The following is a 19,080-nucleotide window of genomic DNA, read 5'->3' on the forward strand; positions in this document are numbered from 1 at the left end:
CCGAGCCGCGGACCCACGCGAGCCGCGGACCGTCCTAGAAGGTGTGCTCGGCGGCTGGGAACTCGCCGCCGCGGACCTCGTCGGCGAACCGGCGGGTGGCGTCGGTGAGGGCGCCGGACAGGTCCGCATACCGCTTCACGAAGCGTGGTGCCTTGCCGGTACGCAGGCCGGCCATGTCCTGCCAGACCAGCACCTGGGCGTCGGTGTCGGGGCCGGCCCCGATACCCACGGTGGGGATCGACAGTTCGTGGGTGATCTGCTTGGCCACCTCACCCGGCACCATCTCCAGCACCACCGCGAACGCGCCCGCCTCGGCAACCGCCCGCGCGTCGGCCAAAACCTCGGTGGCCGCGTCGCCTCGGCCCTGCACCCGGTAGCCGCCCAGGGTGTGCTCGCTCTGCGGGGTGAAGCCGATGTGCGCCATCACCGGAATGCCGGCGCCGACGATCGCGGCGATCTGCGCGGCACAGCGGCGGCCACCCTCCAGCTTCACCGCGTGGCAGCCACCTTCCTTCATGAACCGCACGGCGGTACGCAGCGCCTGCGTCGGGCCTTCCTCGTACGAGCCGAACGGCAGGTCGCCGACGATCAGCGACTGTCGGGTCGCCCGTACCACCGCTCGCACCAGCGGGAGCAACTCGTCGGCGGTGACCGGCAGGGTGGTCTCGTAGCCGAACACGTTGTTCGCGGCTGAGTCGCCGACCAGCAGCACCGGGACGCCGGCCTGGTCGAAGATCGCCGCCGTGTACTGGTCGTACGAGGTGAGCATCGGCCACCGTTCGCCGCGCTCCTTGGCGGCGATCAGGTCGCGGGTACGGACCCGTCGGGTGGCCGGGCCGCCGTACAGCGCGGTCACCTCGTTGGGCGTGGACTCCACCATCACTGTCTCCTTCCTCGAGGCCGCCTGCGCGGTCCCCGGGTTCTGTCGCGATCGTCGCATCGCAGGCAGGGATGACGGCAGGGCGCAGTGGAAGATGTCACTCCACCGCGGCGAGGGCGCCGGACCGGCCCACCGACCCGGCGCTCACCCCGGACGGCTCAGCCGTGCTCGCGCCACCGGTTGGTGATCGGCAGCCGGCGGTCCCGGCCGAACGCCTTCATCGAGATCTTCGTGCCCGGCGCGGACTGCCGTCGCTTGTACTCGGCGGTATCCACCAGCCGCAGCACCTTGTCCACCACGGCCGGGTCGTGGCCCGACTCGATCAGCCCGTCCCGGCCGAGGTCGCCGTCGACGTAGCCGATCAGGATCGGGTCCAGTACGTCGTAGTCGGGCAGGGTGTCGCTGTCCAGTTGGCCCGGGCTCAGCTCGGCGCTCGGCGGCTTGCCGATCGAGTTCTCTGGGATGGGTGGGGTCGCGCCCCGCCGGGCCGCGTCCGCGTTGCGCCACTTCGCCAGCCGCCAGATCAGTGTCTTCCACACGTCCTTGACCGGGTTGAAGCCGCCCACCGAGTCGCCGTACAGCGTGGAGTAGCCGACCGCCAGCTCGCTCTTGTTGCCGGTGGTCAGCACCAGGTGGCCCTCCTGGTTCGACAGCGCCATCAGGATCACGCCGCGTACCCGGGCCTGGAGGTTCTCCACCGCCACCCCGGACAGCGACAGGTTGGCCAGGAAACCGTCCACCATCGGCTGGATCGGCTCGGTGCGGTAGTCCAGCCCGGTGCGCTTGGCCAGGTCGGCGGCGTCCTCCCGGGAGTGCTCGGAGGAGTGCTGGCTGGGCAGCGACACCCCGACCACCCGGTCCGGACCGAGCGCGTCGACGGCCAGCGCGGCCACCACCGCCGAGTCGATGCCGCCGGAGAGGCCGAGCACCACCGACGGGAACCTGTTCTTGTTGACGTAGTCGCGCAGGCCGAGCACCAACGCGTGCCACACCTCGGCCTCGTCGGCCACCGGCTCGATCAGCCCGCCGGTGGCGGCCGGGCCGGACGGCGTGGGCGGGATGCCGTCCAGGGTGCTGTGCACCACCCGCATGCCGTCCGCGACGGTCTCCTCGGCCGGCGGCGCGCCGGCGGCCGGCAGTTCCACGTCGTGCACGAGCAGGTGCTCGACGAACTGCGGGGCCCGGGTGAGCAGCTCACCGTCGGCGGCCACGATCATCGAGTCGCCCTCGAAGACCAGCTCGTCCTGCCCGCCGATCATGTTGACGTACGCGATGGCGGCGCCCGCCTCGGCGGCCCGCCGGCGGACCAGCGGCAGCCGGATGTCGTCCTTGTTCAGCTCGTACGGCGAGCCGTTGATGTTGACCACCAGGCCGACCCTGGCCTGCCGGGCGGCGGCGAACGGGCCGCCGGCCTGCCACAGGTCCTCGCAGATGGTCAGCGCGACGTCCACCCCACCGATCCGCACCACGGTCAGCATGTCGCCGGACAGGAAGTAGCGGTCCTCGTCGAAGACGCCGTAGTTGGGCAGGTGGTGCTTGAAGTAGCGGGCGGCCACCACGCCCCGGTGCAGCAGCGCGGCGGCGTTGCGGGCGCCCCGACCCGGCTCGGCGTGCTCGCTGACCTGGGGCGGCCCGTCGGCGTCCAGGTAGCCGACCACCACCGGCAACTCGCCGAGGCCGTCCGTGGCGAGGTCGGCGGCGAGCTGCTCCAGGGCGGCCCGGGACGCGGCGACGAAGGAACGCCGGAAGACCAGATCCTCGACCGGGTACCCGGTCAGCATCATCTCGGGGAAGAGCACCAGTTGGGCGCCGGCATCAGCGGCCTGGCGGGTCCAGCTGCGGACCAGGTCGGCGTTGCCGGCGAGGTCGCCGACGCTCGGGTTGACCTGGGACAGGGCGAGACGCAGGGTGGGCATGTCCTCATTTTGCCCCAGCCCGTCGGGGCGGACACGATGCCAACGGGAGACGGCGGCCACGCTCGCGCCGGGCCGGCCGACCGCCGGTGGGCCAGCGCTCGCGGCCGGGCCGCCGCCCGCGGGCACCTGCGGCGCTGCCGCCGCAGCAGGACGACCGCCACAGCAGGACGACCGCCACAGCAGGACCACCGCCACAGCAGGACCACCGCCACAGCAGGACCGTCGCCGGTCCGGCCGCTGCCGCGGCGGGCAGCCGGGACGGCAGGCGGGCGTTGGCGTAACGTCGGCGTAACCAGGCACATGAAGACTGGTCGGTCAGGCCGGGCCGGCCCGGCAGGCGATGGCAAACAGGTGTTGCGAGGGGTGGAAGTGGACCGTCAGCAGGAGTTCGTCCTCCGTACGCTGGAAGAGCGGGACATCCGGTTCGTCCGGCTGTGGTTCACCGACGTGCTGGGCACGCTCAAGAGCGTCTCGGTGGCACCCGCCGAGCTGGAGGCGGCCTTCGAGGAGGGCATCGGCTTCGACGGCTCGGCGATCGAGGGCTTCGCCCGGGTCTTCGAATCGGACATGGTGGCCATGCCCGACCCGACCACCTTCCAGGTCTTCCCGTTCGAGGGCGGGGTCAGCGGCGAGAGCGCCCGGATGTTCTGCGACATCCTGCTGCCCGACGGCGGGCCATCCTGGGCGGATCCCCGGCACGTGCTGCGCCGCGCGCTGTCCAAGGCCGCCGAGAAGGGCTTTACCTTCTACACCCACCCCGAGATCGAGTTCTTCCTGTTGGAAAACGGCCCGCAGGACGGCTCGGTGCCCATCCCGGTGGACACCGGCGGCTACTTCGAGCACACCACCCACGCCGTCGCCCGGGACTTCCGCCGGCAAGGGGTGCTGGCGCTGGAGCGGATCGGCATCTCGGTGGAGTTCAGCCACCACGAGGTCGCCCCCGGCCAGCAGGAGATCGACCTGCGCTACGCCGACGCGCTCACCACCGCCGACAACATCATGACCTTCCGGCACGTGGTCAAGGAGGTGGCGCTCTCCACCGGCGTGCAGGCCAGCTTCATGCCGAAGCCGTTCACCGACCAGCCGGGCAGCGGCATGCACACCCACCTGTCGCTGTTCGAGGGGGAGCGCAACGCCTTCCACGACGGCGGCGACCCGATGAAGCTCTCCAAGGTGGCGAAGTCCTTCATCGCCGGCCTGCTGGTGCACGCGCGGGAGTACACGGCGGTCACCAACCAGTGGGTCAACTCGTACAAGCGGCTCTTCCCGCAGGCACTGCCCGACCGGATCACCGAGAGCCCGGCGTACGTCTGCTGGGGTCACCTGAACCGGTCCGCGCTGGTCCGGGTGCCCGCGTACGGCAAGCCCAACTCGGCCCGGGTGGAGGTCCGCTCGCTGGACTCGGCGGCCAATCCGTACCTCGCCTTCGCGGTGCTGCTCGGCGCCGGCCTGAAGGGCATCGAGGAGGGCTACGAGCTGCCGCCGGGCGCCGAGGACGACGTCTGGTCGCTGACCAGCGCCGAGCGGCGCGCGATGGGGTACGAAGCTCTGCCGGAGAACCTCGCCGAGGCGATCGACGTGATGGCCGGGTCCGAACTGGTCGCCGAGGTGCTCGGCGAGCACGTCTTCGACTTCTTCCTGCGCAACAAGCGGGCCGAGTGGGAGCAGTACCGCCGCGAGGTCACCCCGTACGAGCGGCAGCGCTACCTGGCGCTGTAACCGCGGGGCTGACGCGGTTGCGTGCTGCCGCTATCGTCTCGATCACCGCGCCGGTACCCCTCCGGGCGGAGATTCGGGAGGCAGTCGGTGCTGGAGGATCTGCTCAGCGGTGCCTGGCAGAGCGTCGTGTTCGGGATCGTCGGCGTAGGGCTGATGGCGGCCGGCTTCGTGCTGGTCGACCTGCTCACACCGGGGCGGCTGCGGGAGCTGATCTGGGTACGCCGCAACGCCAACGCGGGGCTGCTGCTGGCCGCCAACCAGCTCGGTATCGCCGGGATTGTCTTCACCGCGATCCTCACCAGCTACAGCGACTTCGGCAAGGGGCTCGCCTCCACCGTGGTGTTCGGGTTCGTCGGGCTGGCCATCATGGCGCTGGCCTTCTTCGTGCTCGATCTGCTCACCCCGGGCAAGCTTGGCGAGATCATCTGCTCGGACGACCCGCATCCGGCGGCCCGGGTCAGCGCCGCCACCCATTTTGGAGCGGCGCTGATCGTCTGCGCCTGCATCGCCTGAGCGCGGTCGTCGTACCCCGTCCGTAGCGTGCGGGGCATGAACCGCACGGACCGCCTCTACGCCCTGGTCGAGGAGCTGCGCGCGGTCTCGCCACGCCCGCGCAGCGCCCGCTGGCTGGCCGCGCGCTTCGAGGTCAGCAGCCGGACCATCGAGCGCGACATCGGCGCGTTGCAGGAGGCCGGGGTGCCGATCTGGGCCGAGCCTGGGCGCACCGGGGGCTACGTGGTGGACCGCGCCCGCACCCTGCCCCCGGTCAACCTGACGCCCGGCGAGGCGGTGGCCATGGCCGTCGCGCTGCACCGGCTCGCCGGCACGCCGTTCGCCGCGCCGGGCGCCACCGCGCTGCGCAAGCTGGTGGCGGTGCTGCCGGCCGCCGACGCGGCCGAGGCGCACCGGCTCGCCGGCCGGGTGCACCTGATCGGCGACGGGCCGGCCACGCCCGTCCCGGCCATCGTCGCCGACGCGGTCGTCGCGCGGCGGGTGCTGCGCATCCGGTACGCCGACCGGGACGGCGCCGATTCGGTACGCGACGTCGAGCCGCTCGGCTACCTGGGCAACCCCCGACACTGGTATCTGCTCGCCTGGTGTCGGCTGCGCGATGAGCTGCGCTGCTTCCGCACCGACCGGATCCGGAGTGTCCGGGTGTTGTCCGAGGTGGTGGCCCGGGAGTTGCGCCCGGCCGACCTGGACATCCCGCGCGAGCGGGTCCGGGCGCTGAGCCTGGTCTGAAAACTGGTGGTGGATCTGTCCGCACTGCCGGGGAAACACCGACAGGACGGTGTCGCGGGCGGGGTCGAGGCTGACTCCTGACGGCGTCGCCTACCGGCCGGCGCGCGGAAACGAGAGGCCAGACATGACCACCAGCAGCGGGGTGACCTGGTTCGAGATCGGCACGGATCGGCCAGACGTGGCGCAGCGGTTCTACGGCGACCTGTTCGGGTGGAGCTTCACCGAGGAGGGCGCCGGCGGCGCGTCGTACCGGACGACCGAGGGTGGTGCCGGCGAGGGGATCGGCGGCGCGATTCGGGGCACCGGCGGGCAGGGGCCGAACTACGCGATCTTCTATGTGCAGGTGAACGACGTGGCGGGGACCTGCCAGCGGGCCGAGGCGGCCGGCGGCAAGGTGCTGGTGCCGGTGAAGGTGAACGACAACGGGCTCACCTTCGCCCACCTGCTCGACCCGGCCGGCAACCACGTCGGGGTCTTCACGCCCCCGCCGGTGCCCGCCGGCTCCTGACAGTCGGGACCGGCGCCGGTTCGGCGTAATGGCGGTGTCCGGGTAACCCGGACACCGCCATGCCACCGCAACTGGTCCGGCTGGGGCGGCGCCGCCCGATGTCGGGGCGGCGCCGCCGCCGATCACTTGCCGGTCGTGCCCTCGGGGTTGTCGGTGCCCTCGGGGCCGTCGGTGCCGCCAGGCCCGCCGTTGCCACCAGGGCCGCCGTTACCCGGTCCGCCGTGACCGCCCGGTCCGCGGTGACCGTCGCCACCGGGGAAGACGCCGGCCTCGACGGCCTTGGTGATCGCGTCGGCCTGCTCCTGGGTGAGCTTGCCGTCCTCGACCGCCTGGTCCAGGCGCTCCTTGAGCGCGGCCTGGCGGTCCTCGGTGGACGGCCGCTCCGGCCGCTCCGGACGGTCGGCGTCCTTCTGCTCGCGGACCTTCTCCAGCGCGGCGGTCACCTTGTCGGTGGAGACGCCCAGCTCCTTGGCGAGCGCCTCGGCGAACTCGCCCTGCCGGTCGGCCTTCGACTCCGGCTTCTCGGCGGTGCTGCTGGCGCTCGGGGTCGGCGTGCCGGCGTCCGCGGCGAACGCCATCGTCGGGGCTGCGATGCCCACGCCGAGGACGCCAGCGGTGGCCAGGCCGGCCAGCAGGTGCTTCTTGCGGATGGTGCGGGACATGCTCTCCTCCAGGTGCTCGGTGGTGTTGCGATGTCGTTACCGACCGTGACCGGCTGGGCTGGGTGCAACCCGTGGCGAACCTGTCCGCAGGCTGGCAATTCGGCCAGGGAAATGGGACAAACCTGTTGCCCCGGTACGGCCGGTGGGCAAAGGTGATTGCTCGCCGTGCCCGGCTGGCCGAGCCACGCGGGCCGGTCGACCGGAAATCCATCGACGGAAGGCAGCTCTCGTGACATCCACCGTGATCCGGGAAATCCCGCTCAGCGATCCGCAGGCCGGGCCGTACGGCATCACGACCGGCCCCGACGGGGCGCTCTGGCTGACCCTGGTCCACGCTGGCGCGCTCGCCCGAGTGGCCGCGGACGGTTCGGTGCGCCGCTGGCCGGCCGGCGGTCCGGGTAGCCGGCCGTTGATCGTCACGCCCGGCCCGGACGGTGCCCTCTGGTTCACCCGTTCCGGGGACGACCGGATCGGCCGGATCACGACCGACGGCGACCAGAGCGAGGTCGTTCTGCCGGCCGGCACCGGCCCGTGCGGCATCGCCGCGGGCCCGGACGGCGCCCTCTGGTACGCCGGCATGAGCTCCGACACCGTCGGCCGGGTGAGCACCGACGGCGTGGTCACCGAGGTGCGGCTACCGGTCTCCGGCGCGTTCGCCTCGATGGTGGCGGCCGGGCCGGACGACGCCGTCTGGTGCACGCTCAACCAGGCGAACGCGATCGCCCGGGTTGGCATGGACGGGGTGGTGCGTGTGCATCCGCTGCCCACCGAGGGTGCCGCGCCGGTCGGTATCACCGCGGGCGTGGACGGGGCGCTCTGGTTCGTGGAGATCGCCGCCGGTCAGGTCGGCCGGATCACCCCGGACGGCCGGATCGAGGAGTACCCGCTGCCGGACCGGACGGCCCGGCCGCACGCCATCGTCGCCGATCCGGCCGGCGGCGCCTGGTTCACCGAATGGGCCGGCAACCGGATCGGCCACGTCGACCCGACCGGCCGGGTCGACACCTACGAGCTGCCCACCCCGAACTCCGAGCCGCATGGCCTGACGGTCGCGTCCGACGGCACAGTCCACGCCGCCCTGGAAATCGGCCGCCTGGCCTGCCTCACCCCCTGAGCACGTCGCCGGCCACGGGGACCAGGGAAGTCAGACGACGGCGGGGGAGACGGTGAGGGTGCCGGCGTCGGTGTCGAGGGTGGCCGGGGTGCCGACGGGGACGGTGAGCTGGCCGGGGCCGTGGCCGATCGGCAGCCCGCCGAGCACCGGTACGCCGAGGACGCCGAGGCGTTCGGTGAGCACGTCGGCGATCGTGGTCTCCCAGCCGTCGGCGCAGTCGGTGAACTGCCCGACCGCGACCCCGGCCAGGCCGTCCAGCGCGCCGGCCCGGCGCAGCTGGGTGAGCATCCGGTCGACCTTGTACGGGGGCTCCTGCACGTCCTCGACCAGCAGCACCGCTCCGGTCAGGTCGGGCAGGTCCGGCGTGCCGATCGACGCGGCGATCATGCACAGGTTGCCGCCGAGCAGGGTGCCGGTGGTGCGGCCCGGTACGCGTACCGGAAAGGTCTCCTCGCCGGGTACGGCGGCGACCGTCACCGGCTCGGTCGTCATCAGCGCGGCGTGCAGCGACTCGGCCGAGCGCAGCGGGGTGCGCTCGTCCCGCCAGGCCGCTCCCGGGCCGTGCACGCCGGCCAACCGGGCACCCCGCCAGAGCGCGAACTGCAGCGCGGTGATGTCGGAGAAGCCGGCCACCACCTTCGGGTCGCGGCGGACGGCGGCCATGTCGATGGCGTCCACCACCCGCTGGACGCCGTACCCGCCGCGCGTGCAGATGACCCCGCGCACCTGGGGGTCGGCGAACGCCGCGTTCAGGTCGGCGGCGCGCAGCTCGTCCGCGCCGGCCAGGTAGCCCTGCCGGGCGTACGCGTTCGGCGCCGGCACGGGCCGCAGGCCCCAGCCGGTGAGCAGCTCCATCCCGCGCGCCACCCGTTCCGGGGAGGTGGGCCCGGACGGCGACACCAGCAGCACCGTGTCACCCGGGCGCAGCACGGGCGGGCGGACGGCGGCACGGTCCTCGCTGATCACAACCGCAGAGCCTAACGACCCCGCCGTCCGGAGGGCCGCGCACGTCGGCGGCGCCCGGCGGCGCACGGTGCGGGACCGTGGCGGGGCGTGGCGCCGCGTGGCGCACCGGCTAGCCTCGACGAGTGGCAACTGCGCTGGTGATCGAGAACGACCCGACGGACGACCCGCGCCGACTGGGTGAGTGGCTGACCGAGGCAGGGCTGGAGCTGTGGGTGGTCCGCCCGCACGCCGGCGACGAGCTCCCCGCCGACCTGGAGGGGTACGCGGCGTTGGTGGTGCTCGGCGGCGACCAGCAGGCGTACCCGCTGCCGGACGGCTCGCCCGGCGCACCCTGGTTCCCCGCGGTGGAAGGGCTGCTCCGCAAGGCGGTCCGGTACCGGGTGCCGACCCTGGCCGTGTGCCTGGGCGCGCAACTGCTCGCCACCGCGCACGCCGGGCTGGTCGAACGCAGCCCGTCCGGGCCGGAGGTCGGCCCCGGCGTGGTCGGCAAGCGGGACGCCGCCGGAGACGATCCGCTGTTCCGGTACGTGCCGCTGATTCCGGACGTGCTCCAGTGGCACTCCGACGAGATCACCGAGCTGCCTCGGGGTGCCACCCTGCTGGCCGCCTCCACCCGCTACCCGAACCAGGCTTTCCGGCTCGGCGACCGGGCCTGGGGGCTGCAGTTCCACATCGAGTGCGACACCGCGATGATCGCCGACTGGGCCGCCGACTCGACCCTCCTCGCCGACCTGGGCTACGACCCGGAGCTGGTGGTCGCGGCCTGCGCCTCGGTGATGGCGGACGTCGAGGAGGTCTGGCAACCGTTCGCCGCGCGGTTCGCCGCGCTGGCGCTCGGCGAGTTGGACGACAGCACGACGCGGCGTGGCCTGCCGCTGCTCGGGCACTGATGAGCCGGCCGACCAGGGCGCCGGGCCGGCTCGCCCGGTACGGCTTCGGCACCGCCGAGGGCGACGGTGGGGCGCGCGCCGCCGACCTGCTCGGCCCGGACGGCCTGCGGCTGTGGCGGCCGGTCGAGCAGGAGCCGGTCGACGAGTTGGCCACGGAGTTGCTGGCGGCGCTGTCCCGAGCTGCCGACCCCGACCTGGCGCTGCGTCAGCTGCACCGCATCGTGGAGGCCGAACGCCGCGCGAACGGCGGCACCGGACCGGGTGCGACCACCGCGGTGACCGCCGAGAGCGACGCCCTGGCCCGGTCGCCGCTGCTGGCGGAGCTGCACGCCGACCCCGGGTTGCGGCGGCGGCTGATCGCGGTGCTCGGCGCCTCGTCGGCGCTCGGCGACCACCTGGTGGCCCACCCCGAGCACTGCGCCGCGCTGCGCACCGCCCCGGACGGGCTCGCGCCGACCGCTGAGGGTCGGCTGGAGCCGGCCGGCGACGGCAACCCGGTGGCGGTGCTGCGAAGCGCGTACCGGCTGGCCCTGTTGCGGATCGCGGCGGCGGACCTGACCGGCGGGCGCGGCCTGGAGCAGACCATGGCGGCGCTCTCCGCGCTGGCCGACGCGACGCTGGCCGCGGCGTACGAGGTCGCCGTCTCGGAGCTTCCGACCGGCACCGCGCGTCCCCGGCTGGCCGTGGTGGCGATGGGCAAGTGCGGCGGCGGCGAGCTGAACTACGTCTCCGACGTGGACGTGATCTTCGTGGGCGCCGAGGACGCCGACCTGGCCGCCGGCACGACGGTGGCGACCCGGCTCATCCACATCTGCGGGCTCGTCGCGTGGCCGGTGGATGCCGCGCTGCGCCCCGAGGGCAACCGGGGCCCGCTGGTGCGGACCCTCGCCAGTCACCTGGCCTACTACCGGCGGTGGGCGCGCACCTGGGAGTTCCAGGCGCTGCTCAAGGCCCGCCCGGCCGCCGGAGACCTGCCGCTGGCGCAGGAGTGGATCGACCAGCTCGCGCCGCTGGTCTGGCGGGCGGCCGAACGACCCGAGGCCGTCGAGGACGTCCGCGCGATGCGGCGCCGGATCATCGACCACATCCCGCCGAAGGAGCTGGAGCGCGAGATCAAGCGCGGCCCCGGCGGTCTGCGCGACATCGAGTTCGCCGTCCAGCTGCTGCAACTGGTGCACGGCCGTGGCGACGAGACGCTGCGGGCACCCGGCACCATTCCGGCGCTGCGCGCGCTGGTCGCGGGCGGCTACGTCGGCCGCGCCGACGGCGAGGCGCTGCTGCGCGGCTACCGCTTCCTGCGCAGCGTCGAGCACCGGCTCCAGTTGCAGGGCCTGCGCCGGACGCACACCGTGCCCACCGAGCCGGCCGCGCTGCGCTGGCTCGCCGCCGCGCTGGGCTTCACGGCCGCGCCGGGGCGCAGCGCCGTGGAGAGCTTCCGGGCCGAGTGGGTCACCCACTCCGCCGAGGTACGCCGGCTGCACGCCAAGCTGCTCTACCGGCCGCTGCTGGAGTCGGTGGCCCGGGTGCCCGCCGACGGGTTGCGGCTCACCCCGGAGGCGGCCCGGCACCGGCTGGAGATCCTCGGCTTCGCCGACCCGGCCGGGGCGCTGCGCCACCTCCAGGCCCTCACCGGCGGGGTGAGCCGTACCGCGGCCATCCAGCGGACCCTGCTGCCGGTGCTGCTCAGCGAGTTCGCCGACGCGCCGGAGCCGGACCGGGGGCTGCTCAACTACCGGAAGGTCTCCGACAAGCTGGGCAGCACCCCCTGGTACCTGCGGCTGCTGCGCGACGGCGGCCCGGTCGCCCGGCGGCTGGCCCGGGTCCTCGCCCTCTCCCGGTACGTCGCCGACCTGCTCGCCCGGGACCCGGAGGCGCTGCGGCTGCTGGCCGAGGAGAACGAGCTGGTGCCGCGTTCACCCGAGGTGCTCCGGGAGGGATTCCTCGCGGCGGCGGGCCGGCACGCCGACCCCGTCGAGGCCACCCGGGCGGTACGCGCGCTGCGCCGCCGAGAGCTGGTCCGGGTGGCCTGCGCCGACCTGCTCTGCCGGGCCGGCTCGCTCGCACCCACCCCCACCCGCTCCGACGGCGGCACCCGGAGAGCGCCCGGGCTGGGCGACATCACCGGCGTCGGCGCGGCGCTCGCCGACGTCACCGACGCAACCCTGGCCGCCGCGCTGCGGGCCGCCCGGGCCAGCCAGCCGGCGCCGCCCGGGCTGCGGTTCGCGGTGATCGGCATGGGCCGGCTCGGCGGGTACGAGTCGAACTACCTGTCCGACGCCGACGTCCTGTTCGTCTACGACCCGCCCGCCGGAAGCAGCGAGAGCGCAGCCAGCGCCGCCGCGCACGCGATCGCCGAGGAACTGCGCCGGCTGCTCGGCGTGCCCGCGCCCGACCCGCCGCTCGGCGTCGACGCCGACCTGCGCCCGGAGGGCCGGCAGGGTCCCCTGGTGCGCAGCCTCGCCGCGTACGCGCAGTACTACGCCCGCTGGTCGCGGGTGTGGGAGGCGCAGGCGCTGCTGCGCGCCCGCTTCGTCTGCGGCGACGCCGACCTGGGCGCCGAGTTCGAGGCGATGATCGATCCGGTGCGCTACCCGGCCGACGGGCTCTCCCGCGAGCAGATCGTCGAGATCCGTCGGATCAAGGCCCGGGTGGAGACCGAGCGGCTGCCTCGCGGCGCCGACCCGGCCACCCACACCAAGCTGGGCCGCGGTGGGCTGGCGGATGTGGAGTGGGCGGTGCAGCTCGTCCAGCTCCGGCACGCCGGCGCGGTCCCGGCGCTGCGCGGCACGCGTACCCTCGACGCACTCGCGGCCGCCGCCGAGGCCGGCCTGGTCGAGGCCGCGGATGCCGCGGAGATGGCCGCCGGCTGGTCCCTGGCCGCGCAGGTCCGCAACGCGTTGATGCTGGTCCGGGGCCGGGCCGGCGACCAGTTGCCCCGGCACGGGGTGGAGCTGGCCGGGGTGGTCCGGCTGCTCGGCCGGGACGACCCGGGGGAGTTCCTCGACGAGTACCTGCGTACCGGCCGCCGCTCCCGCGCCGCCGCCCAGCGCGTGCTGGAGATGTAGGGGCGTCAGCTGCCGACGGTGTACTCGCCGGGGCGGGGGACGGTGACGGTGGTCCAGTCCCCGGCGGCGGCGACCGTGGCACCACCGGACGCGGCCAACCATCGACTGTGCCGCACCCGGATCGCCACCGGCCCGGCGGTCGGGGCGCGGAAGGTCACCGCCGCGCCGTCGACGCGGACCAGTTCGGCGGGGGCGGCGACCAGTGGCGTCGGATCGGCCACCGCCCAGACCCGCCAGTGCGGGCCCGACCAGACCGGCGTCAGGTACGGCAACCCGCCCTCGACCAGGTCCGCCTCGGCCCGCCCCACCCAGGACAGCGGGGCGTCCGGCAGCGCCACGTACTGCACGGCGTTCTCCGCCAGCCAGGCCCGGTAGCTCGCCGGAGTCAGCGCTACGCCGGTGCCGGCCGCCCCGGGCACGGTGCTGAAGAACAGCGGGTTGCGGTCGATGTCGGCCTGCCGGAGCCAGCCCCGGGCCAGCGGCACCTCGCCCAGCCGGGCCGCCTCCCAGTAGTTGCGGGTCGGTGGCACCTCGACCCGGCCGGTGAGCTGCTGCCCGGCCAGGAACGCGCGCAGCGGCGCGTGGTAGCCCGGCGCGCTGGTCGGGTCGCTGATGCTGCGCAGGTCGGCGGTGACCACCGGCGGCTGCCAGGCGCAGACCGCCACCAGCAGCGCGGCCAGGCCGACCGCGCCGAGCAGCCGGGCCCGCCGCGTGCCACCGGACGGCGTGGTCCGGGCGGCGGACCGGCGGGCCAGCCGGGTGGTGAGCCAGGCCGGCGGGCGGGCGGCGGCGGCCAGCACCGGCAGCGCGAACATCACCGCCAGCCGGGTCGCGTTCAACCCCACCGGGGTGTGCACCAGGGCGGCGGCGAGCACCCCGGCGGCGGAGAGCAGCGCGCCGACCCGCACCGGCCGGTGCGCGACCAGCGCGGCCACCACCAGGCTGGTCAGCACCGCGCGCAGCGCGTCGGTGTCGCTGATGTTCATCCAGCCGCCGTCACCGAAGAGCAGCGCGGTCGCGGCCAGCGGCACGGCAGCCGCGATCCCGAGCGCCAGGCCCTCGGCGTACCGGCGGTTGAGCAGCAGCGCGGCGCCGGCGAGGCCGACGAAGAGGCCGGCCACCGGGCTGGTCGCGGAGGCCAGCAGCGCCCCGGCCGCGGCGAACCCGAGGCGCCACCCGGGCGAAAGCCGCCGGCCAGGGGGTACGCCTCGGGTGAGCGCGAGCAGCGCGGCCAGCCCGAACGCCACGCCGAGGGCGTAGGTGACCCGGCCGGAGACCAGGTTGCCGGTCAGCGTGACCACCCCGACCAGGCTGCCCAGCAGCGGCCGGGGTACCCCGGTGCGGACCAGCAGCGCGGCCAGCGAGGCGGCCGACGCCAGCAGGGCCAGCGCGCCGGTCACCCGTACGCCGAGCAGCGCCATCACCGGCTGGGACAGCAGGCTGTAGCCGAACTGCTGCACCCCGCCGTACCAGCGCAGGTCCACCGGGGTGGGGCCGTGGGCGGCGAAGAAGTCCGCGCGAGCCACCTGCGCGGCGAGGTCCGAGCCCATCAGTGGCAGGGCCAGCCAGATCGCGCCGAGCACGGCGGCGGCACCGGTGGCCACCGCCACCACCCGACTGCGCCGCATGCCCACCTCCGTACCGCGACCACCGTACTGGCAGCATGTCCGGCGTGCCTCACCACCTCGCGCGTTGGACCGGACTGGCGGGCTCGGCGCTGCTCGCCGTCGCCGCGTTCCTCGGCGGCGCCCTGCCCGGCTCACCCCTGCGCGCCACCCCGGTCAGCATCTGGCAGGGGCCGGACGGGCCGCTGGTCATCGCCCTCTGGCTGGTCGGCACCGCGCTGATGGCCGGCGCCTGGTGGGCGCTGCGCGACACGGTGCCGTCGACCCGCTGGGCGCTGGTCACCGTCGGGCTCTGGCTGTTGCCGCTGCTCATCGCGCCGCCGCTGGCGAGCCGCGACGTCTACGCGTACGCCTGCCAGGGCGCCAGCTACGCCGCCGGGATCAACCCGTACGAGCAGGGAGTATCGGCCCTGCCCTGCCCCTGGCTGGACACCATCTCCTACATCTGGCGGGACACCCCGGCGCCGTACGGGCCGCTGTTCGTGGTGCTCTCCGGCGCGGTGATCAAGGCCACCGGATCGCTCACCGCCGCGATCGTGGCCTTCCGGCTGATCGCGGTGGCCGGGGTCGCGCTCACCGCGGTCAGCCTGCCGGTGCTGGCCCGGCGAGCCGGCGTACCGGCCGGTCGGGCGGTCTGGCTGGCGCTGGCCTGCCCGCTGGTCGCCGTGCACCTGGTCTCCGGCGCGCACAACGACGCCCTGATGGTCGGCCTGCTGGTCGCCGGGCTGGCGGTGGTGGCCTCCCGGCCGGGCCGCCCCGGCCCGCTGCTCGCCGGTGGCGCGCTACTCGGACTCGCCGCCGCGATCAAGGTGACCGCGATGGTCGTGGTGCCGTTCGCCGCGCTGGCCGCGATCGTCGGCGGGTACTCGATCCGGGCGCTGATCCGGCACGGCGGGTGGGTGGTCGGCGGCGCGGTCGCCGGCGTGGTCGGGGTGACCTTCGCCGCCGGGCTGGACTTCGGCTGGGTCAGCGGGCTCGCCCGCGGCGGCGACGTGATCGCCTGGACGTCGCCGTCCACCGCCGTCGGGCAGACCGTCGGCTACCTGGCGGTGCCGTTCGGCGGGCACATCGACGCGCTGCCGGTTACCCGGGCCATCGGCATGGCGGTGCTGGCGGTGCTGCTGGTCTGGCTCTGGTGGCGGGCCCGCACCCGGGAGCCGCTGTGGCACGCCGGCCTGGCGCTGGCCGCCACGGTGGCCCTGGCGCCGCTGTTCCACCCCTGGTACTGGATCTGGCCGCTGGCCGTGCTGGCGGCGACCGCCCGGCGGACCGGATGGTTCATCGTGGTCGCCCTGGTCTCGTCGTTCCTGGTGCTGCCGGACGGCACCGGGCTGCCCCGGTTCACCAAGTCGGTCGGGGCTCCGCTGATGACGCTGTTGGTGATCGTGCTGGTCATCCGGTTGGTACGGTCGGCTCGGGCGGCCCGCGAGCCGGTCGCCGCCGACTGAGGGAAGGTGCGCCGGTGACCGATCCCGGTGCCACGCCCGCCCCACCCCGCGATCTCTTCGTGGCACCGAGCCCGCTGGCGACGGGCGCCGCCCGGTACGCCGGCCTGGCCGGCGCGGTCCTGCTCACCGTGGCCGGGTACCTCGGCGGGGCGCGGCCCGACGCCCCGCTCGGCGCGACACCGGTGTCGATCTGGCGGTCCCCGGACGGGCCGGCGACGCTGACCTGCTGGCTCGTCGGCACCGCGCTGCTGGTCGGCGCGTGGTGGTCACTGCGCGAAGGTGCCCCGTCGACCCGGTGGGCGTACGTCACCGCCGGGCTCTGGGCGTTGCCGCTGCTCATCGCGCCGCCGGTGGGCAGCCGGGACGTCTACTCGTACGCCTGCCAGGGCTGGACGTACGCGCACGGCGTCGACCCGTACGCGGTGGGGGTGGCGGCGGCGGGTTGCCCGTGGCTGGACGCGGTGGCACCGATCTGGCGGGACACGCCGGCTCCGTACGGGCCGGTCTTCGTCCTGCTCGCGGCGCTCGCGGTCGAACTCGGCGGTGGGCTCACCGGCACGGTCGTGCTGCTGCGGGTGATCGCCGTGGCGGGGCTGCTGCTGGCCGCGCTCTGCCTGCCCGGGCTGGCCCGGGCGGCGGGGGTGCCGACCCGACGGGCAGCCTGGTTGGCCCTGGCCGCCCCGCTGGTCGGGGTGCACCTGGTGGCCGGGGCGCACAACGATGCCGTGATGCTGGGCCTGCTGCTGTGCGGGCTGCTGGTGGTGGTCCGCCGGCCGCGGCGGCCCGCGGCGCTGCTGCTCGCCGGGGCACTGCTCGGGCTGGCGGTCACGGTGAAGGCCAGCGCCGTGGTGGTGGTGCCGTTCGCCGCGCTGGCCGGCGTGCACGGCCGGTACACCGTACGGGCGCTGCTGCGCGACGGCGGCTGGCTGGCCGGTGGGCTGCTGGGCGTGCTGCTGGTCACCTCGGCGCTGTCCGGTCTCGGGTTCGGCTGGGTGGGTGGTCTGACCCGCAGCGGGGACTCCGAGCAGTGGACGTCCCCGCCCACCGCGGTCGGCCTGGTCGTGGACTACGCCGGCGCGCTGATCGGCCGTGACCCGGACGCGGTGCCGGTGGTCCGGGCCGTCGCGCTGCTGGTGCTTGCCGGGGTGCTGGTGGGGCTCTGGTGGCGGGCCTGGCGGGCGCTGCGCGACGTGAACGGCGTCGGCCAGCGGGTCACCCAGGCCGAGGTGACACGACCCCGGGTGGCGCTGCGTGGCGCAGCGCTGGCGCTGGTCGCCACCGTCGTCCTGTCCCCGGTCTTCCACCCCTGGTACGCGACCTGGCCGCTGGCGCTGCTCGCGCTCACCTCCAGCCGGACAACGTGGTTCGTGCTGCCGGCCGCGGTGACGGCCTTTCTCGCCCTGCCCGACGGCACCAACCTGGCCCGCTTCACGAAGGCCCCCGGCGCCGTGGCGATGACCGCCCTGTTCCTGGCCGTGACCCTGACCCTCCTGCGCAGGCATCCCCGACCGCGCAGGCATCCCCGGCCGCGCTGATCATGAGGTTGGCGGCGCTGTCGATCTCTGAAAGGGCCGCCAACCTCATGATCACCAGGGGAGGCGGCCGGGGTGGGGCCGGGCCAGCCGGGTCCAGCGGGTGCGCAGGGCGAGCGCCAGCGGCAGCAGTGCGGGGCCGACCAGTGCGACCAGGACAGCCGTCGCGGCTAGCGCCGTCCAGCTCGGGCTGAACGCACTCGGCATGCCGTCCGCCGCCCCAGCCAGCGGTTGCAGGGCCAGCAGGCACACCGGGGTGAGCAGGATCAGGACGGCCCAGCCGCCCCGGTGGTCGCCGCGCAGCGCCAGCCCCACGCCGAGCAGCACCACCACGCCGAGCACCACCACGGCGGCGCTCGGCAGGACCGGGACTACCGTCCAGGTGTAGTAGCTCCCGGCAAACACATGCCGGTGCAACAGATTCGTCCCCGCGAGGTTGGCGCCGATGGCGGCCACCAGCGGCATCGCTCGCAGCGGCGCCGGCAGCCCGTCGGGTGCGCCGAGCGCGACCAGGCCCAACCCGACCTGCGGTAGCAGCACGAACAGTGGCGGGCGCGGCAGGCCGGTGAGTGCGGCGGCGGGGACGAGTGCGAGCGTGAGGAGCACCGCGAGCGCGACGGTGCGCCGGGTCCACCGAGCGGGTGCCAGGGCATGCACCAGCGCGGCGAGCCCCCAGGCGGTCCATGCCACGATGCCGAGCGAGACGAACGGCCCGGCGGCTGGATCGCCGAACTCGGGCGGTGGGGGGCGTAGCTCCAGCACCGTCCAGACCCCGGCGAGCGAAGTGGCGGCCAGGAGGGCCAGGACGGCCGCGAGGCGTACGCCCGGCACCAGGTCGGCCGCGCCCGCGGCGCGCACCCGCTGGCGGAGCCCGCCGCGCAGGACGTCGACGGCGTCCGCGGGCGAGGGCCAACGTCGACCTGGTGCGGCCAGGTCCAGGTAGGTGCCGACGATCTCGGCGCCACGGGCGCGCCGGTAGTCGGCGGGGTATGCGGACAGCAGTCGCAGGTAACGGCGCTCAAGATCGGTCATGCCAACCCTCCGGCCACGCGTGGGGTGGTCGGCCGGGCAGTGCGAGCCCGCTCGGCCAGCCGGGCGGTCGCGGCCTCGACGTTGCGACGTAGCCGCTCGGTCTCGGCGCTCAGGGTCGCGTCGCCAGCGGGGGAGAGCCGGTAGTAGCGGCGCAGCCGGCCGTCCACCACCTCCTCCCGGTCGACCTCGACGAGGCCGGCGTCGACCAGCCGGTCGAGCGCCCCGTAGAGCGTCCCGGGGCGGAGGGATACGCGGTGGTCGGAGAGGGCGGCGACCTCGCCGATCAGCCCGTAGCCGTGCATTGGTTCGACGGCGAGCGCGGTGAGGATCAGGAAGGTGGGTTCGCGCAGCGGTGTGTCCACCGCCTCAATATATCGGAGACGAAGGTATATCGGGGGGCGTTATAAAGCAGCCGGCCCGGCTCCGCGATCGCGGAGCCCGGCCGGGAGGTGATGGGGAGAGTAGTCAGCAAAGGGAGGCC

General features: G+C 74.5%; 16 protein-coding genes. 9 read left to right on the forward strand and 7 right to left on the reverse strand.

Annotation, left to right across the window (positions count from 1 at the left end):
- Nucleotides 1-34 precede the first annotated feature (34 nt).
- Together panB and ABZV00_RS27660 are read right to left on the reverse strand one after the other, a co-directional pair.
- The gene (panB, locus tag ABZV00_RS27655; protein WP_328419015.1) at nt 35-880 is read right to left on the reverse strand and encodes a 3-methyl-2-oxobutanoate hydroxymethyltransferase; all 846 of its coding nucleotides are present in this window, start codon (nt 878-880) and stop codon (nt 35-37) included.
- Between the two features lie 158 nt (nt 881-1,038).
- Nucleotides 1,039-2,796 carry an NAD+ synthase gene (locus tag ABZV00_RS27660; RefSeq protein ID WP_355611173.1) on the reverse strand — a complete coding sequence of 586 codons (1,758 nt, stop codon included), beginning with the start codon at nt 2,794-2,796 and terminating at the stop codon, nt 1,039-1,041.
- A 369-nt stretch (nt 2,797-3,165) separates the two neighbouring features.
- Here ABZV00_RS27660 and glnA point away from each other — a divergent pair, with 369 nt between their 5' ends.
- The 4 genes from glnA (at nt 3,166) to ABZV00_RS27680 (ending at nt 6,265) form a co-directional block, all read left to right on the forward strand.
- A complete protein-coding gene (gene glnA, locus ABZV00_RS27665) occupies nt 3,166-4,515 on the forward strand; it encodes a type I glutamate--ammonia ligase (protein ID WP_328419013.1) in 1,350 nt (449 codons plus the stop codon).
- An 87-nt stretch (nt 4,516-4,602) separates the two neighbouring features.
- Nucleotides 4,603-5,028, forward strand: coding sequence for a DUF350 domain-containing protein (locus ABZV00_RS27670; RefSeq protein ID WP_355611176.1), 426 nt, complete (start codon nt 4,603-4,605; stop codon nt 5,026-5,028).
- A gap of 36 nt (nt 5,029-5,064) precedes the next feature.
- Nucleotides 5,065-5,757: a YafY family protein gene (locus ABZV00_RS27675; RefSeq protein WP_355611179.1), complete on the forward strand. Its 693-nt coding sequence runs from the start codon at nt 5,065-5,067 to the stop codon at nt 5,755-5,757.
- A 124-nt stretch (nt 5,758-5,881) separates the two neighbouring features.
- Complete coding sequence (locus ABZV00_RS27680; protein ID WP_355611182.1) at nt 5,882-6,265, forward strand: VOC family protein; 384 nt, start codon at nt 5,882-5,884, stop codon at nt 6,263-6,265.
- Nucleotides 6,266-6,387: 122 nt separating this feature from the next.
- On the opposite strand, the gene ABZV00_RS27685 is transcribed toward ABZV00_RS27680, so the two are convergent.
- Entirely contained in the window at nt 6,388-6,927 is a 540-nt protein-coding gene (locus tag ABZV00_RS27685) for a hypothetical protein (RefSeq protein ID WP_355611185.1), read from the reverse strand.
- A 229-nt stretch (nt 6,928-7,156) separates the two neighbouring features.
- Here ABZV00_RS27685 and ABZV00_RS27690 point away from each other — a divergent pair, with 229 nt between their 5' ends.
- The gene (locus ABZV00_RS27690) at nt 7,157-8,041 is read left to right on the forward strand and encodes a virginiamycin B lyase (RefSeq protein ID WP_355611188.1); all 885 of its coding nucleotides are present in this window, start codon (nt 7,157-7,159) and stop codon (nt 8,039-8,041) included.
- A gap of 30 nt (nt 8,042-8,071) precedes the next feature.
- Here ABZV00_RS27690 and ABZV00_RS27695 read toward each other — a convergent pair whose 3' ends face one another.
- Nucleotides 8,072-9,007, reverse strand: coding sequence for an LD-carboxypeptidase (locus tag ABZV00_RS27695; protein WP_355611191.1), 936 nt, complete (start codon nt 9,005-9,007; stop codon nt 8,072-8,074).
- 122 nt (nt 9,008-9,129) lie between these two features.
- Between ABZV00_RS27695 and ABZV00_RS27700 the strand changes: the two genes are divergently transcribed.
- Together ABZV00_RS27700 and ABZV00_RS27705 are read left to right on the forward strand one after the other, a co-directional pair.
- Complete coding sequence (locus tag ABZV00_RS27700; protein WP_328419006.1) at nt 9,130-9,897, forward strand: type 1 glutamine amidotransferase; 768 nt, start codon at nt 9,130-9,132, stop codon at nt 9,895-9,897.
- Nucleotides 9,897-12,962, forward strand: a complete 3,066-nt coding sequence (locus ABZV00_RS27705; RefSeq protein WP_355611194.1) for a bifunctional [glutamine synthetase] adenylyltransferase/[glutamine synthetase]-adenylyl-L-tyrosine phosphorylase — start codon at nt 9,897-9,899, stop codon at nt 12,960-12,962. The genes ABZV00_RS27700 and ABZV00_RS27705 overlap by 1 nt, the downstream gene beginning before the upstream one ends.
- Before the next feature lie 5 nt (nt 12,963-12,967).
- On the opposite strand, the gene ABZV00_RS27710 is transcribed toward ABZV00_RS27705, so the two are convergent.
- The gene (locus ABZV00_RS27710) at nt 12,968-14,590 is read right to left on the reverse strand and encodes a hypothetical protein (protein WP_355611197.1); all 1,623 of its coding nucleotides are present in this window, start codon (nt 14,588-14,590) and stop codon (nt 12,968-12,970) included.
- A gap of 44 nt (nt 14,591-14,634) precedes the next feature.
- On the opposite strand from ABZV00_RS27710, the gene mptB (ABZV00_RS27715) reads away from it, so the two are divergent.
- Both mptB (ABZV00_RS27715) and mptB (ABZV00_RS27720) read left to right on the forward strand, forming a co-directional pair.
- Complete coding sequence (gene mptB / locus ABZV00_RS27715; RefSeq protein WP_355611199.1) at nt 14,635-16,035, forward strand: polyprenol phosphomannose-dependent alpha 1,6 mannosyltransferase MptB; 1,401 nt, start codon at nt 14,635-14,637, stop codon at nt 16,033-16,035.
- Nucleotides 16,036-16,094: 59 nt separating this feature from the next.
- The gene (mptB, locus tag ABZV00_RS27720) at nt 16,095-17,570 is read left to right on the forward strand and encodes a polyprenol phosphomannose-dependent alpha 1,6 mannosyltransferase MptB (protein WP_355611210.1); all 1,476 of its coding nucleotides are present in this window, start codon (nt 16,095-16,097) and stop codon (nt 17,568-17,570) included.
- 51 nt (nt 17,571-17,621) lie between these two features.
- Here mptB (ABZV00_RS27720) and ABZV00_RS27725 read toward each other — a convergent pair whose 3' ends face one another.
- Both ABZV00_RS27725 and ABZV00_RS27730 read right to left on the reverse strand, forming a co-directional pair.
- Nucleotides 17,622-18,599 carry a hypothetical protein gene (locus ABZV00_RS27725; protein WP_355611200.1) on the reverse strand — a complete coding sequence of 326 codons (978 nt, stop codon included), beginning with the start codon at nt 18,597-18,599 and terminating at the stop codon, nt 17,622-17,624.
- Nucleotides 18,596-18,961, reverse strand: coding sequence for a PadR family transcriptional regulator (locus ABZV00_RS27730; protein ID WP_355611203.1), 366 nt, complete (start codon nt 18,959-18,961; stop codon nt 18,596-18,598). Before ABZV00_RS27730 ends, ABZV00_RS27725 begins: the two co-directional genes overlap by 4 nt.
- Nucleotides 18,962-19,080: the final 119 nt, after the last annotated feature.

The organism is Micromonospora sp. NPDC005173, from assembly GCF_040608515.1.
GTDB lineage: Bacteria > Actinomycetota > Actinomycetes > Mycobacteriales > Micromonosporaceae > Micromonospora.